Annotated in this window: 9 protein-coding genes; 5 read left to right on the forward strand and 4 right to left on the reverse strand. The window is 71.1% G+C overall.

The genetic code is table 11. The features are described from left to right. Window positions 1-85: 85 nt before the first annotated feature. From OG892_RS03130 to OG892_RS03140, 3 genes are all read left to right on the forward strand, one after another. Window positions 86-676: a lytic polysaccharide monooxygenase auxiliary activity family 9 protein gene (locus tag OG892_RS03130; RefSeq protein WP_328867986.1), complete on the forward strand. Its 591-nt coding sequence runs from the start codon at window positions 86-88 to the stop codon at window positions 674-676. Window positions 677-813: 137 nt separating this feature from the next. Next, window positions 814-1,299 carry an Lrp/AsnC family transcriptional regulator gene (locus tag OG892_RS03135; protein ID WP_024489992.1) on the forward strand — a complete coding sequence of 162 codons (486 nt, stop codon included), beginning with the start codon at window positions 814-816 and terminating at the stop codon, window positions 1,297-1,299. 326 nt (window positions 1,300-1,625) lie between these two features. Further along, entirely contained in the window at window positions 1,626-2,795 is a 1,170-nt protein-coding gene (locus OG892_RS03140; RefSeq protein ID WP_242436699.1) for a serine/threonine-protein kinase, read from the forward strand. 9 nt (window positions 2,796-2,804) lie between these two features. Here the strand turns inward: OG892_RS03140 and OG892_RS03145 are convergent, their stop codons facing one another. Both OG892_RS03145 and OG892_RS03150 read right to left on the reverse strand, forming a co-directional pair. Beyond that, window positions 2,805-3,797 carry an aldo/keto reductase gene (locus tag OG892_RS03145; protein ID WP_371628397.1) on the reverse strand — a complete coding sequence of 331 codons (993 nt, stop codon included), beginning with the start codon at window positions 3,795-3,797 and terminating at the stop codon, window positions 2,805-2,807. Window positions 3,798-3,870: 73 nt separating this feature from the next. Then, entirely contained in the window at window positions 3,871-4,785 is a 915-nt protein-coding gene (locus OG892_RS03150; RefSeq protein ID WP_371628398.1) for an aldo/keto reductase, read from the reverse strand. A 491-nt stretch (window positions 4,786-5,276) separates the two neighbouring features. Between OG892_RS03150 and OG892_RS03155 the strand changes: the two genes are divergently transcribed. After that, a complete protein-coding gene (locus OG892_RS03155; protein WP_371631565.1) occupies window positions 5,277-8,759 on the forward strand; it encodes a M28 family peptidase in 3,483 nt (1,160 codons plus the stop codon). 131 nt (window positions 8,760-8,890) lie between these two features. Here the strand turns inward: OG892_RS03155 and OG892_RS03160 are convergent, their stop codons facing one another. Next, window positions 8,891-10,336 (reverse strand): helix-turn-helix transcriptional regulator, encoded by a 1,446-nt coding sequence (locus OG892_RS03160; protein ID WP_073736298.1) that lies wholly within the window; start codon window positions 10,334-10,336, stop codon window positions 8,891-8,893. A gap of 473 nt (window positions 10,337-10,809) precedes the next feature. On the opposite strand from OG892_RS03160, the gene OG892_RS03165 reads away from it, so the two are divergent. After that, on the forward strand, window positions 10,810-12,993 hold the full coding sequence (locus OG892_RS03165) for a discoidin domain-containing protein (protein WP_371628399.1): 2,184 nt from the start codon (window positions 10,810-10,812) through the stop codon (window positions 12,991-12,993). A 77-nt stretch (window positions 12,994-13,070) separates the two neighbouring features. Here the strand turns inward: OG892_RS03165 and OG892_RS03170 are convergent, their stop codons facing one another. Further along, on the reverse strand, window positions 13,071-15,674 hold the full coding sequence (locus OG892_RS03170) for a SpoIIE family protein phosphatase (RefSeq protein WP_371631566.1): 2,604 nt from the start codon (window positions 15,672-15,674) through the stop codon (window positions 13,071-13,073). Window positions 15,675-15,973: the final 299 nt, after the last annotated feature.

The following is a 15,973-nucleotide window of genomic DNA, read 5'->3' on the forward strand; positions in this document are numbered from 1 at the left end:
CAGGGTGGGTTGACATGACTACGCTCACCCTTGGTCTAGACCGCAGAACTCTCCGGACATCACCCCACATCTCCAGGAGCTACGTATGCGCAGAAAGATCACCTCCTTACTGGCCGGGCTCGGCCTGGCCGGTGCGGCACTCTTCGCCACCTCCGGCAGCGCCCAGAGCCACGGCTACACCGACTCCCCCATCAGCCGTCAGCAGCTCTGCGGCATCGGCACCGTCAAGCACTGCGGGCAGATCCAGTGGGAGCCCCCGAGCGTCGAGGGTCCCAAGGGCTTCCCCACCCGTGGACCGGCCGACGGCCACATCTGCTCGGGCGGCATCGGCCGGTTCTCCGAGCTCGACGACCCGCGGGGCGGCGCCTGGCCCGCCACCAAGGTCACCGCTGGGCAGAGCTACACGTTCAACTGGCGGATCGAGGCCCGGCACGCCACGACCGACTTCCGGTACTACATCACCAAGGACGGCTACGACCCGTCCCAGCCGCTCACCCGGGCCGACCTGGAACCGCAGCCGTTCCTCACCGTCCCCTTCGGCGGCAAGCTGCCCGGCTCGACCGTGACCCACTCGGGCGTCCTGCCGCAGAAGTCCGGCAAGCACCTGATCCTCGGCGTCTGGACGATCTCGGACACCGGGAACGCCTTCTACGCCTGCTCCGACGTGCAGTTCTGACACCGCCCCGGCCGCCGCTCCGAGCCGTCCGGCCGCTGGCCGGACGCACGGGGCGGCGGCCCACCGCACCGGTCGGCCGGTGCGCCATTGGTACAGTCGCCGCCCCAGCAGACGTACCAGCGAGAGGCCGGCGGACCATGGCGGTGGACGCGCTCGACACCCGCATCCTGCGGCTGCTCATCGAGCAGCCGCACACCAGCGTGCGGGAGTACGCCCGGATCCTCTCCATCGCCCGGGGCACCCTCCAGGCCCGCATCGACCGGCTGGAACGCGACGGGGTGATCACCGGCAGCGGACCGGTCCTCTCGCCCGCCGCGCTCGGCCACCCGGTACTCGCCTTCGTCCACCTGGAGGTGACGCAGGGACACCTCGACGATGTGGGCGAGGCGCTCGCCGCCGTGCCGGAGATCGTCGAGGCCTTCTCCACCACGGGCGGTGGCGACCTGCTGACCCGGGTGGTGGCCCGGGACAACGGACATCTGGAGGATGTCATCCAGCAGCTGATCCAGCTGCCGGGCGTGGTCAGGACCCGCACCGAGGTGGCCCTGCGGGAGCGGGTGCCGCACCGGCTGCTGCCCCTGGTGGAATCGGTGGGCCGGGCGGCCGCGGGAGACCCGGGATGATCAGCGAATGAGAGCGCCGCCGCCACGGACTCGGAAAGCCTGCGCCCCGCACGGTGCCGGAGGATGTCCCAGCGGCCAGGGCGAGTTCAGCGCGCAGGCCGCCTGCGCGTGGTTGTCCGCCCGATCCGTGCCGATGCCGCCCGGCGGTCGTCCGGCAGCCGTCCGCCGGATATCCTGATCATGCTGCGTACCCCCCACCCCGTCGGATACAGATGAGGTCGCAGCCGCGGCAGTCGAAGCGGTCCTCGGCCCAAACTCTGGATAGGTGTGCGCAGGTGCTGGTTGCTGGTCGGTACCGATTGATATCCGCCATCGGTCGTGGCGGGATGGGTGAGGTCTGGCGGGCCACGGACGAGGTCCTCGGCAGGTCCGTCGCCGTGAAGCTGCTGCTCGGGGAGCACGCCGACGAGTCGGCCACCGCGCGTTTCCGGCTGGAGGCCCAGACCGCTGCCCGGCTGAGCCATCCGCATCTGGTGGCGGTGTTCGACTTCGGGTCCTGGGAGGACCGGCTCTTCCTCGTGATGGAGCTGGTCGAGGGCAGGAGCCTCGCCGATCTGCTGCTGGCCCAGGAACGGCTGGACCCGGAACAGGTCGCCCGCATCGCGGGCCAGGCCGCCGCCGGACTGGCCGCGGCCCACCGGCAGGGCATCGTCCACCGGGACATCAAGCCCGGAAACCTGATGCTGGACGCGGAGGGCTCCGTCAAGATCGGCGACTTCGGCATCGCCCAGTTCGTCGACGATCCGTCCGCCGCGCTCACCACCACCGGCCACATCGTCGGCACGAGCCTCTACCTCGCGCCGGAGCGGGCGCTGGGCCGCACGGCCGACGCCGCCTCCGACATGTACTCCCTCGGCTGCGTGATCTACCAACTGCTTCTCGGTCAGCCGCCGTTCCGTTCCGATACCCCGACCGCCACCCTCTACCAGCACGTGGACACGCCTCCCGTGCCGCTGCGGCAGCGCGGGGTCGAGATGTCCGCCGCCTTCGACTCGTACCTGCTGGGACTGCTCGCGAAGCAGCCGGAGGACCGGCCGACGGCCCAGCAGGTGGCCGACTGGTTCAGCGGCGAGGCCTGGCGGGGGCAGGCGGAGCCGCTGCCGATGTACCGGCCCGCTCCACCGGCCGCGCCCTACCCGCCGGTGTCCGCTCCGTCCTCCCCCGCGCCGCACCGTTCCACGGCGAAGGCCGGGCCCGCCGGCGCGCCCGGTGAGGACTCCGGTGCTCCGACGACCTACCGGCTGCCGCAGGCGGCCGGCGGCCACGGGCGGCGGGCGGCGAGCCGGTCGAGGAACGCCCCTCGGCGCAGCACCCGTGAGGCGATAAGACGGCGCCCGAGGGTGGCCAGTGCCATCGCGGGCACCGTCGCCTTTCTCGCCGCCGTGTATCTGGGGATGAGTCTCTTCTCCCCCGATTCCAGTTCCGCCACCACGCCGGACGAGGTCACCTCGACGAGCGGTGCGCAGTCACCGGCCCCCGATGACGAGGGCCGGTAGCCCGCCCCGCTACCAGCGGCTGTGCACCGCCGCGCGGATCCTGCGGCCGTAGAGGTCACGTACCGCGTCGAGCGTCCTGTCCGCCAGCGGCTCCAGCGCAGCCGCCGACGCGTTGGCGCGGGCCTGTTCCACCGAACGCGCGCCGGGGATCACGCTGGTGACGCCCGGCTGCTGGATGATCCAGCGCAGTGCGGTCCGGGCCGGCGTCGCCCCCTGGGGAGCGAGCCCGGCGAACTCGGCCGCGGCGGCGATCCCGGTCGCGTAGTCGACTCCGGAGAAGGTCTCGCCCTGGTCGAACGCCTCCCCGTGCCGGTTGTACGTGCGGTGGTCGTCCGGACCGAAGACGGTGTCCTCGGTGTACTTGCCGGAGAGCAGCCCCGAGGCGAGCGGCACGCGCGCGATGATGCCGACACCTGCGGCGCGCGCGGCCGGCAGCACCTCGTCCAGCGGCTTGAGGCGGAACGGGTTGAGGATGATCTGGACGCTCGCGACCCCGGGGCGGGCAATGGCCGTCAGCGCCTCGGCGCACGTCTCCACACTCACCCCGTAGGCGGCGATGCGCTCCTTTGCGACCAGGGTGTCGAGGGCGTCGTAGACCGCGTCCGAGGAGTAGACGGCGGTCGGCGGGCAGTGCAACTGCACCAGGTCCAGGGTGTCGACGCCCAGGTTGGACCGTGAGCGGTCGTTCCAGGCGCGGAAGTTGTCCAGGACGTAGTTCTCCGGCAGCTGCTCGACGCGCCGGCCCATCTTCGTCGCGACGAAGACCCGCGCGTCCGGACGCTCCTTCAGATAGCGGCCGATGAGCTGTTCGCTGCGGCCGTCCCCGTACACGTCCGCGGTGTCGAAGAAGGTGACTCCCGACTCGACGGCCGCGTCGAGCACACCGAAGGCATCCTTCTCCCGCACCTCGCCCCAGTCCCCGCCGAGCTGCCATGTGCCCTGCCCGACGACCGATACGTCCCGTCCGGTCCTGCCCAGTTCGCGCTGCTCCATGAGGATCATGCTACGTCGCTACGGGGCCGGTCCCGGGTCTCCGGCCGGTCCCGGGTCACCCGGACCGGCCGACGCTGTGGGCTCAGCCGGAGTGCTGACCGAGTTCCGTGAGGAGCCGCAGTTCGTCCCCGCCGAGCCGCAGGGCCGCCGCCGCGACGTTCTCGGTGAGGTGGTCCGGGTTGCCGGTGCCCGGGATGGCCAGTACGTGCGGTCCGCGCTGGAGGGTCCAGGCCAGCCGGACCTGGGCGGGCGAGGCGTCGTGGGCCCTGGCGACGGCCGACACCGCCTCGCTCTCCGCGGCGGCGGCAGCACCGGACTCCCGGCCCTCGCCCGCGATGGCGTAGAACGGCACGAACGCGATGCCCCGCTCCTCGCAGATCCGCAGCACGTCGTCGGCGTCCGCGCGGCGGGTGGCTATGCCGTAAGGGTTCTGCACGCAGACGACCGGTGCGATGGGCAGGGCCTCGGCGATCTGGTCCGCCCCGACGTTGGAGAGTCCCAGGTGGCGGATCAGCCCCTCCTCCCGCAGTTCGGCGAGCGCGCCGAAGCGGTCCGCGATGGAGGCGGGCCCGTTCATCCGGAGGTTGACCACGTCGAGGTGGTCGCGGCCGAGCTGGCGGAGGTTCTCCTCGACCTGGCCGCGCAGGTCCTGCGGCCGGGCCCAGTCCAGCCAGTCGCCGGACGGGCCCCGGCCGGGGCCGACCTTGGTGGTGATGACCAGGTCGTCCGGGTAGGGCCCGAGCGCCCGGTTGATCAGCTCGTTGGCCGAGCTCATCGGCGAGAAGTAGAAGGCCGCCGTGTCGATGTGGTTCACACCGAGGTCAACGGCGCGGCGGAGCACGGCGATGGCCCGGTCCCGGTCGTGCGGGGTGCGGGCGGTGGTGAGCGCGGCGCCGTTCTGGGTCAGGCGCATCGAGCCGAAACCCATCCGGTTGACGGTCAGATCGCCCAGTTGCCAGGTGCCGGCGTCCGCTGCGGTGATGGTTCCCGAAGTCATGTCTGTCGTCTTCCTCTTTGACGGCGGGCCGGAGCCGGCCAAGTGACGGTACGTCAGGAGAGCTTGCGTAATTGACCGAGAGGTGATACAGTTACGGTGGATAATTTCGCGGAAAGATCATTGAGTGCGGGTGCATACTAAACCCCGCCCCGCGCACCTGTCCACTCCCCCTCGCGCTCCTCCGGCGCCCGGATTCCGCCACGCCGTCGATCTCCCCCGCGAGCCACCCGGCGAACACGCCACCCTCACCACCGACCTGTGCGAACGCTGTGCGATCCCACCTGGCCGACTTGACCAGACTTGCCAACTCCCTTCACCGCGCCCCGAGTTCGTTGACCAGCCGATGGGCACATGTGAGTGTTCGGTCGCTCGATCACGGACACCACCCGGGCGGACGGCCGACGGCAGCCGCACGGGAGGGGCGTCTCCCCACGCCGCCGTCCGTGACCGAGGTCCCCACGAACCGAGGAGCCTCGATGAAACGCAGACCGATGACGGCCGGGACAACCCTGGCCGTCCTCGCCGCGATGCTGGTCGCCACGAATGGCCAGTCAGCTTCCGCGGAACCGACCCCGCCCGCTCCCACCCCTCTCGCGGCCGCCGTGTCGGCCGCCGACCGGGCGGCCGCCAGTGGCCTCGACGCCCTGGCGAAGGGGCCGGAGGAACGCTACGAGCGACAGAACGTGACCCCCTGGGTCAACGGGCTCTACTCGATCGCCTACCAGCGCACCTACCGCGGACTCCCGGTGGTCGGCGGGGACGCCGTCGTGGTGGCCGACTCCAAGGGGCGGGTCCGCGGCGCCCAGTCGGCGGTCTCCCGGCGGATCAACGTACCGACCACCGCGACCGTCTCCGCCGCGAGGGCCGAGACCGCCGCGCGCAAGAAGCTGAAGTCCGTGGAGCGGGTGGACAGCCACCGGCTGGTCGTACGGGCCACCGGCAGGAAATCCCGACTGGCCTGGGAGACGGTGCTGACCGGCCGGACCGCGAAGGCGCCCAGCCATCTGCACGTCTTCGTCGACGCGGGCACCGGCGCGGTGCTCGACAGCTACGACGACGTCAAGGCCGGCACCGGCAACAGCCAGTGGAACGGGCCCTCCCCGCTGTCCATCAACACCACCTCCTCCGGCGGCAGTTACTCGCTCCGTGACCCCGGCAGACCCGGGCTCAGCTGCGCCGACTACAGCACGGGCGGCGTCTTCACCAAGTCCTCCGACTCCTGGGGCACCGGCAACGCCGCCAGCAAGGAGACCGGCTGCGTCGACGTCATGTGGGCGGCCCAGCACGAGTGGGACATGCTGCGCGACTGGCTGGGGCGCAACGGCCACGACGGCAACGGCCGCAGCTGGCCCGTCAAGGTCGGGCTGAACGACGTGAACGCCTACTGGGACGGCTCGACCGTCTCCATCGGCCACAACAACGCCAACCAGTGGATCGGCGCGATGGACGTCGTGGGCCACGAGTTCGGCCACGGCATCGACCAGTACACGCCCGGCGGCGCCAACAACGAGTCCGGCCTCGGCGAGGCGACCGGCGACATCATGGGGGCGCTCACCGAGGCGTACACCAACGAACCGGCCCCGTACGACGACCCGGACTACACCGTCGGCGAGAAGATCAACCTCGTGGGCAACGGGCCGATCCGGATCATGTACAACCCGGGGCAGATCGGTGACCCGAACTGCTACAGCTCCTCCATACCCAGCACGGAGGAGCACGCGGCGGCCGGTCCGCTCAACCACTGGTTCTACCTGCTGGCCGAGGGTTCCAGCCCCGGCGGCGGCAAGCCGTCCAGCCCGACGTGCAACAGCTCCTCGGTCACCGGCGTGGGCATCCAGAGCGCCGGCAAGGTCTTCTACGGCGGCATGCTGCTCAAGACCAGCGGCATGACGTACAAGCGCTACCGCACGGCCACGCTCACCTCGGCCAAGACCCTCGACCCCACCTGCGTGCTGTTCAACCGGACGAAGGCCGCCTGGGACGCCGTCAGCGTGCCCGCCCAGAGCGGTGACCCGGCCTGCACCCCGAGCGGCAACAACGACTTCTCGATGTCACTGGACCCGGCCACCGGCTCGGTGAAGCCCGGCAGCTCCGTGACGGCAACAGTCAGGACGACCGTCAGCTCCGGCAGCGCGCAGACGGTGAACCTGTCCGCGACCGGCCAGCCGAGCGGGGTCTCCGTCTCGTTCAGCCCGTCCGCCGTGCAGTCGGGCGCGACCTCGGCCATGACCGTCTCGACGACGTCGGCCGCGGCCCCGGGGACCTACACGCTCACCGTGAAGGGCGCCGGCACCCAGAGCCACACCGCGCAGTACACGCTGACCGTCAATGACGGCGGGGGCACGCCTGGTGGCACACCCCCCGACATCAGCGTCGCCAATGTGCAGTCGCACCTGTCGCAGCTCAGCACCATCGCCTCGCAGAACGGCGGCAACCGCCGGGCCGGCAGCGCCGGTTACACCGCTTCGCTGGCCTATGTGAAGGGCAAGCTCCAGGCGGCCGGATACACGGTCAGCGAGCAGACCTGCGGCAGCTGCACCTACGCGGGCAAGAACCTCATCGCGGACTGGCCGGGCGGTCCGGCGGACCGGACCGTGATGTTCGGCGCCCACCTGGACAGCGTCAGTGCCGGCCCCGGCATCAACGACAACGGCTCCGGTTCGGCCACCCTGCTGGAGAACGCCCTCACGCTGGCCCAGCAGAACCCGACGATGACCAAGCACGTCCGCTTCGCCTGGTGGAACGGCGAGGAACAGGGTCTGCAGGGCTCGCAGTATTACGTCGGGCAGCTGACATCCGCCCAGCGCGCCGCCATCAGCGCTTACTACAACTTCGACATGATCGCCTCCACCAACGGCGGCTACTTCATCAACAACCTCAACTCGGCGGCCTCTGCCCCGATGAAGGAGTACTGGACCTCGCTCGGCCTGGCTCCGGAGGAGAACGTCGAGGGCCAGGGACGCTCCGACGACTACTCCTTCCAGCAGGGCGGTATCGCCACCTCGGGGTACGCGACCGGCGCGAGTGACACCAAGACCTCGGCCCAGGCCGCCAAGTGGGGCGGAACGGCCGGGCGTTCGTACGATCCCTGCTACCACCAGTCGTGCGACACGACCGCCAACATCAACGCGACCGCGCTCGACCGCAGCGCCGACGGTGTCGCCTACACGGTGTGGAAGACGGCGGTCGGCACCACCGCACCGGCCGACGACTTCTCCGTCTCGGTGAACCCGGTGTCCGGCAACGTCCAGCCGGGCGCCTCTGCGACCGCGACCGTGTCCACGGCCACCACCAGTGGCTCCGGACAGAGCGTCCGCCTGACGGCCTCCGGCGCACCGAGCGGGGTCACCGTCTCCTTCGCCCCGGCGACCGTGCAGTCGGGATCGTCCTCGACGATGACCGTCTCCGCGGGGGCCCAGGCCACCGCCGGCACCTACACCCTCACGGTGACCGCGACGGGCACCGCCACCCACACCACCACCTACTCGCTGGTCGTCGGTGGCGGCGGCAACTGCCAGGCCCGTCAGGTCGTCGCCAACGGCGGCTTCGAGAACGGCACGGCGCCGTGGACCCAGACGGACGGGGTCATCAACAACCGGACGTCGGAGAAGCCGGCGCACACCGGTTCCTACCAGGCCTGGTTCGGCGGCTGGGGCAGCACCCACAGTGACAGCGCCTCGCAGTCACTGACCGTTCCGGCGGGCTGCTCGACGTACAGGCTGTCGTTCTTCGTGCGCACCGACACCGCCGAGTCGGCGGGCGACGCGACGGCCTACGACACGTTCACCGTCAAGCTGGGGAGCCGGACGCTGGCCACGTACTCGAACCTCGACGCGGGCAGTGGGTACGTCCAGCAGAGCTTCGACGTCGGCTCCGCCGCGGGGCAGACGGTCACGCTGGGGTTCACCAGTAAGGAGGACGCCTACCTCCAGACCAGCTTCGTCGTGGACGATGTCGCGCTCGACGTGAGCTGATCCGGGATCAGAGTGACGGGGGCGGGGGCGGGGCGTGGCGACACGCCCCGCCCCCGGCGTTTCGGCGGATCACCGCAGCCTTGACGCCCCGGTGTTCGGCCGACGACTCCGGGCTTGACGCCCCGCTGGGTTCAGCGGATCACCGCGGCCAGTCTGCGGACGAAGTCCTCCGTCTCGGGCCGGCCGGCGCCACGGGCCGCCAGTCTGCCGTGCAGCCCGCGCAGTTCCTGGCCGAGGAGGGTCGACGGGGTCACCTCCGTGGTGTCGAGCACCGGGCCGGCCACGGCCTGCGCCGCCGACAGGTCGCCCGCGCAGGCATGGGCGTCCGCCATCCGGGCCAGGAACAGCATCCGGGCCGAGAGCATCCCGGCCGGCAGCAGTCCGAGCGCGGTGCCGGCCGCCCCGATCGCGCGCAGCGCGAACCGGCGGTCCCCGGTGGCCACCGCGAGATCCCGCAGCGCTCCGGCGGCGCCCGACTCCACCCGCAGCCGCACCGAGGCCACCGAGAGCCAGGGCGCCTCCGTCTCGTCCCGCTCCCCGACCCGGTCCAGCTGGGACCAGGCCCGGTCGAGGTGCCCCAGGGTCTGCGCGACGTCCCCCCGGACCGCGTGCCCGCGCGCCTGGTACAGATCGCTCATCGCCCCCGCCCAGGCCCGGCCCGCCGCGGCCTGCCGGATGGCCCCGCCGTACGCCAGGGCCGACGGGCCGTCACCCTCCAGCCGGGCCAGGGTGCTCATATCGCTCAGGGCGGCGACCTCGGTCCCCACATGACCGGCCATCGCCGACCAGAGCAGCGAGCGGTCGAGCCAGGCCATCGCGGTGCCGTTGCGGCCCCACAGCAGCCGCAGGCAGCCGGCCGACTGTGCGTACTCGGCTGCCAGCGGGGCGAGTTGGCGCTGGTAGGGGGCGGCGGGCAGCGCCATCCACCGGAGCATGGCGTGCAGGGTGCGCTCGACGACGGCAGTCGCTCCCGGCCAGCCGCGTTCCTCGTCGGCACGCAGGCAGACGGCCAGCAGGGCGGTCAGCGCGTGGATGGTCTCGTCGTCCAGCGCGGGGTGGGACGAGGACTCCGGGCCCAGGGCGCAGAAGACGGCGTGCAGTTCGACGGCATCGGCCAGCGCGGGTACCGCGCAGCCGTCCCGGCCGTGCACCGGGCAGGCGAGTCCGTACGCCGGAAGGCGGGCGGGCAGCGCGGTGCCCGGCGGCAGCATCGCGAGGAGCGCCCCGCCCGCGGGCTCTCCGGGCAGCGGACCCCGGCGCGCCGGGGCGCCGGGCGGCCCGCCGGACGCCCCGCCGGAGGACCGCGCGGCCTCCAGCGCCTCGGCCGCCTCGCAGGCGGCCAGCAGGTCACCGCCCGCCATCAGCAGGTCGTCCAGTTTGCGGGCCAGCGGCGGCGGTGTCCGGCGGCTGCCGTGTTCGAGTTTGCTGATGGCGGTGTGGTCGTAGCCGACCCGGACGCCCACCTGAACCTGTGTCAGCCCGGCGTGCCGGCGCCACTGGCGCAGCCGGACCCCGAAGGATCTCCACGCCTGCGCACCACCGGGCCCCGACGGCGCGGGGCCCATGTCACCGGTCACCGGAAACACCATCGCGCCTGGTCAAGGGCGCCGCGCGTGCCATGCTCACGGCTCATGTCCCGGAGGATAGCGAGCACGCGCGCCCGCTGTCCCGGGCGCGGCGGCAAGATGTCCGGTAACAGGCGCGGTGGCCTCGGGTGCGCAGATCCTCCGGCCTGCGGCGGGCGCCCGCGAGCAGCGTCCCGTTGCGGTGGCAACGGCGCGCATCACCTCGGTCACTCCATGTGTACGCACCATCATCCCCTGAATCGACGCCGTGTCAGATCCATGGCCGGGTGGCCACGAAGGCGTGTGGAACCGGGTCAACCGTGAGATTTCAGTCGTCAACTCTTGTTCTCAACGACCGCCGAACAACCGGGTGTTGCACACCTATTGACGCGTAGGGAACGGAGGGAGAAGTATCCCCATCGGTCGGAGAGAGCGCTCTCCGGCTTCGTGTCGTGCACCCGTACCGCGACTCAGGAGACTCACCCATGTACGCACCCCCCGTGTTCCACAGACCCGTGGCCTCGACCAGAAGAAGACGTACCGGCGTACTGACCGCCGTCGCCGGTCTCGTCGTCTCCCTCCTGGCCTTCGTCCCCTCGACCCCCGCGAGCGCGGCACCCGCGCTGCTCTCGCAGGGCAAGACGGTGACCGCCTCCAGCCAGGAGAACTACGGCACGCCCGCCGCCTCCGCAGTGGACGGCGACAACGGCACCCGCTGGTCGAGCGCCGCCTCCGACCCCCAGTGGATCGAGGTCGACCTGGGCTCGTCCGCCTCGGTCAGCCAGATCGCGCTGAAGTGGGAAACCGCCTACGCCAAGAGCTACAAGATCGAGTTCTCCACGAACAACAGCACCTGGAGCACCGCCTACTCGACCACCACCGGCCCCGGCGGGAACGAGACGCTGAACGTCTCCGGCACCGCGCGCTACGTCAGGCTGACGGGCACCACGCGAGCCACCCAGTACGGCTACTCGCTCTGGGAGTTCCAGGTCTTCGGCACCACCGGCGGCGGGGGCGGCCCGCAGATTCCCGGCGGCGGCGACCTCGGCCCCAACGTGCTGGTCTTCGACCCCTCGATGCCCAACATCCAGGCCAAGGTCGACGAGATCTTCAAGAAGCAGGAGTCGGCGCAGTTCGGTGACGGCCGCTACGCGCTGATGTTCAAGCCGGGCACGTACAACAACCTCAACGCGCAGATCGGGTTCTACACCTCGATCGCCGGTCTCGGCCTCAAGCCCGACGACACCACCTTCAACGGTGACGTGACCGTGGACGCGGGCTGGTTCAACGGCAACGCCACCCAGAACTTCTGGCGTTCGGCGGAGAACCTGGCGCTCAACCCGGTCAGCGGCACCGACCGCTGGGCCGTCTCGCAGGCCGCCCCGTTCCGCCGGATGCACGTCAAGGGCGGACTCAACCTCGCTCCGAACGGCTACGGCTGGGCGAGCGGCGGGTACATCGCCGACAGCAAGATCGACGGCCAGGTCGGCCCGTACTCGCAGCAGCAGTGGTACACCCGCGACAGCTCGATCGGCAGCTGGGGCAACGGCGTCTGGAACATGACGTTCTCCGGCGTCGAGGGCGCCCCCGCCCAGAGCTTCCCCAACCCCCCGTACACCACGCTCGACACCACCCCCGTCTCGCGTGAGAAGCCGTTCCTCTACCTGGACGGCAACGACTACAAGGTCTTCGTCCCGGCCAAGCGCACCAACGCGCGCGGTGTCTCGTGGAACGGCACGCCGCAGGGCGAGTCCATCCCGCTGAGCCAGTTCTACGTGGTCAAGCCCGGGGCCTCCGCCGCCACCATCAACGCGGCCGTGCAGCAGGGCCTGCACCTGCTGTTCACGCCCGGCATCTACCACGTGAACCAGACGATCAACATCGACCGCGCCAACACGGTCGTCCTGGGCCTCGGCCTCGCCACGATCATCCCGGACAACGGGGTCACCGCGATCAAGGTCGGTGACGTGGACGGCGTGAAGCTCGCCGGTCTGCTCGTCGACGCCGGTCCGCAGAACTCCCAGGTCCTGGTCCAGGTCGGCCCCGACGGCGCGTCCGCCGACCACTCGGCGAACCCGACCACCGTCCAGGACGTGTTCGTCCGGGTCGGCGGCGCGGGAGCAGGCAAGGCCACCACCGCCATGGTGATCAACAACGACGACACCATCGTCGACCACACCTGGCTGTGGCGCGCCGACCACGGAGACGGAGTCGGCTGGGAGACCAACCGGTCCGACTACGGCCTCCAGGTCAACGGCGACGACGTGCTGGCCACCGGACTGTTCGTCGAGCACTTCAACAAGTACGACGTGCGCTGGTCCGGCGAGCGGGGCAAGACGATCTTCTTCCAGAACGAGAAGTCGTACGACGCCCCCAACCAGGCGGCCGTCCAGAACGGCAACACCAAGGGATACGCGGCCTACAAGGTCGACGACTCCGTCACCACCCACGAAGGGTGGGGCCTGGGCAGCTACTGCTACTACAACGTGGACCCGACGATCATCCAGGGCCACGGCTTCGAGGCCCCGGTGAAGCCCGGAGTGAAGTTCCACGACCTGCTCGTCGTCTCGCTCGGCGGCCAGGGCCAGTACGACCACGTCATCAACAACACCGGAGCGCCCACGTCGGGGACGTCGACCGTCCCGTCCAACGTGGTGTCCTTCCCGTGACACCGCTCATGAGGTGAACGAGGGGTGCGGGGTCCGGCAGTCGCTGCCGGACCCCGCACCGCCGTCGTTACGGTCCCCTATTCGGGTGGCGGCTCCGGCTCACCGAGCGACTGCTCGGACCAGATCACCTTGCCGCGCGCGGTGTACCGGGTACCCCAGCGCTCCGCGAACTGGGCGACCAGGAAAAGGCCTCGCCCGCCCTCGTCGGTGGTCGCGGCGTAGCGCAGATGCGGCGAGGTGCTGCTGCAGTCCGCCACCTCGCAGATCAGCGCCCGGTCGTACAGCAGCCGTACGGTGATGGGCTCGGAGCCGTAGCGGATGGCGTTGGTCACCAGCTCGCTGAGGATCAGCTCGGTGACGAAACCCTCCTCGTCGAGCCCCTGGTCGGTGAGCCACCGGGTGGCCTCCTTGCGGACACCCGAGACGGCCGAGGCGTCCGGGGCCACTTCCCACTGCACGCGCCGGGCCGGGTCGAGGGTGCGGGTACGGGCCACCAGCAGGGCGACGTCGTCGCCGGGCCGGGTGGGCAGCAGGGCCTCCAGCACGTCGTCACAGGTCTCCTCCGGGGTCCGGTCGCGGTCGGCCAGGGTCTGGCGCAGTTCCTCGAGGCCTTCGTCGATGTCCCGGTCCCTGCGCTCGATCAGGCCGTCCGTGTACATGACCAGCCGGCTTCCCTCCGGCACCTCCAGTTCGACCGTCTCGAAGGGCATCCCGCCGATCCCGAGGGGCAGGCCGGCCGGGATCTCGGGGAACTCGACGGTGCCGTCGGGCAGCACGAGAGCGGGCCCCGGGTGGCCGGCCCGGGCCACCGAGCAGCGCCCGGTCACGGCGTCGTAGATCGCGTAGAGACAGGTGGCCCCGGTGACGGCGACGCTGTCGTCGGTCTGCTCGTCCTGGTCGATCCGGACGACGAGTTCGTCGAGGTGGCCGAGGAGTTCGTCGGGCGGCAGGTCCAGCGTGGAGAAGTTGTGCACCGTGGTGCGCAGCCGGCCCATGGTCGCCGCGGCGTGCAGACCGTGCCCGACGACGTCGCCCACGACCAGAGCGACCCGTGCGCCGGACAGCGGGATCACATCGAACCAGTCCCCGCCCACCCCGGCCTGCGCCGGCAGGTAGCGGAAGGCGACGTCCAGGGCGTTCTGTTCCGGCACGCCGCGTGGGAGCAGGCTGCGCTGCAGGGTCACGGCCATCTCGTGCTCGCGGGTGTAGCGACGGGCGTTGTCGACGCTGACGGCCGCGCGGGCCACCAGTTCCTCCGCGAAGGACAGGTCCTCGGCGTCGAAGGGCTCCTCGGTCTCCGCGCGCCAGAAGTTCGCCATGCCGAGGATGACCCCGCGCGCGTGCAGCGGTACGGAGAGCAGTGAGTGGAATCCGTACTCCAGGATCCTCGCGGACTGTTCCGGGTCGGCCCGCCGCCACTGCTCGGACGCGGTGAGGTCGGGCACCATCCAGGTGTGGCCGCTGCTGCTGCCGATGCCTTCGGGGCCGGTGGGTACGAAGCCGATGACTCGGCCGAGCGGGTAGAGGGGGTGGCCGCTCACGGCGCCGGAGACGGCGGTGCGGCGTACGTTTATCACCTCTCCGGAGGGTGGCTCCGGTTCCTCTCCGCGCAGCACCGCGTCCGCGAGGTCGACCGTCGCGCAGTCGGCGAATCCGGGGGCGGAGACCTCGGCGAGTTCCCGTGCGGTCGTGGTGACGTCGAGGGTGGTGCCGATCCGGGCGCCCGCGCGGTACAGCAGCCTGAGACGCTCCCGCACGGTCTCGGCCCTGCCGGTGACGACCCGCAGCTCTGTGGTGTCCCGCAGGGTCGCCACGACACCCGGGGGCCCGCCGCGTTCGGCCGTGGGACGGAGGTTGATGGCGAGCAGCCGGTTCCCGGCCGGCCGCACCTCGTCCGTGGCGACCTTGCCGGAGGCCAGAAGTTCGGCGGTACGCGGTTCCAGACCCAGCTCGGTCACGGCGCGTCCCTCGGCGTCGGCGGGCAGCCCGAGGAGTCTTCGCGCCTCGTCGTTGGCGAGCAGCAGCCGGTGTTCGGCGCCGACGATGAGGACGCCCTCGCGGACCGAGTGCAACACCGCGTCGTGGTGCTCGTACATCCGGGTCATCTCGGTCGGGCCGAGGCCGTGTGTCTGGCGGCGCAGCCGGCGGCTCACCAGGGCGGCGGCGCCCGCCGTGAGGACCAGTGCGCCCAGCGCCGTACCGATGGCCAACGGGATGCTCGGTTCGGCCACGGCGTTCACGGTCTCGACCGTGATACCCACGGACACCAGCCCGGCGACGGTTCCGTCGGTCCGCAGGACGGGGGCCACCGAGACGACGGCGGGGCCGCGGCTCGTCGTGAAGGTCCGGGTGAAGGCGCGGCCGTCCAGGGCTTCCTTGTACGGGCCGACGATGTGCTTGCCGATCCGTTCGCGGTCGGGGTGGGTGTAGCGGATTCCGTTGGTCCCGGCCACCACGACGTACTCCACGCCGGTTCGCTCCCGGACCCTCTCCGCGAGCGGTTGCAGTACGGCGGTGGGGTCCTTGCTGTCCAGCGCCGCGGCGGTGCCGGGTGCGTTGGCGAAGGACTGCGCCACGCTCATCGAACGGGCCCCGGCCTCGTGCGCGCTGTCGCGTCTGCCCTGGAGCACCAGTGAGAGGACCGCGGCCGCCACGAGCAGCAGCACGATCCCCAGTGTCATGAAGAAGACCTGCCCGGCAACGGTGCGGGAGCTGAAGCGGGCGCGCAGCTTGCGGCCGGCCGAGAGCCCTTTCACGTCCGGTTCGAGGGACGCACGCCGCTCACCGCCCGCGCGTCCGCCATCGTGCCGATGCGGCCGCCGGGCGGGGTGGTGAAACCACGCCCGGAACCGACCTGTACCACCCACATCTTCAGGTTTAACACGAAATGCCAGGTCCGGAATGCGGAGCGGAGCCACTGTGCGGGCCCGGCGTCCCCGGCCGGGACCCGGCAGGGCGTTCCGAACGGGTGACGCGGACT

Source organism: Streptomyces sp. NBC_00341 (assembly GCF_041435055.1).
In the GTDB taxonomy this organism is placed as follows: Bacteria; Actinomycetota; Actinomycetes; order Streptomycetales; family Streptomycetaceae; genus Streptomyces.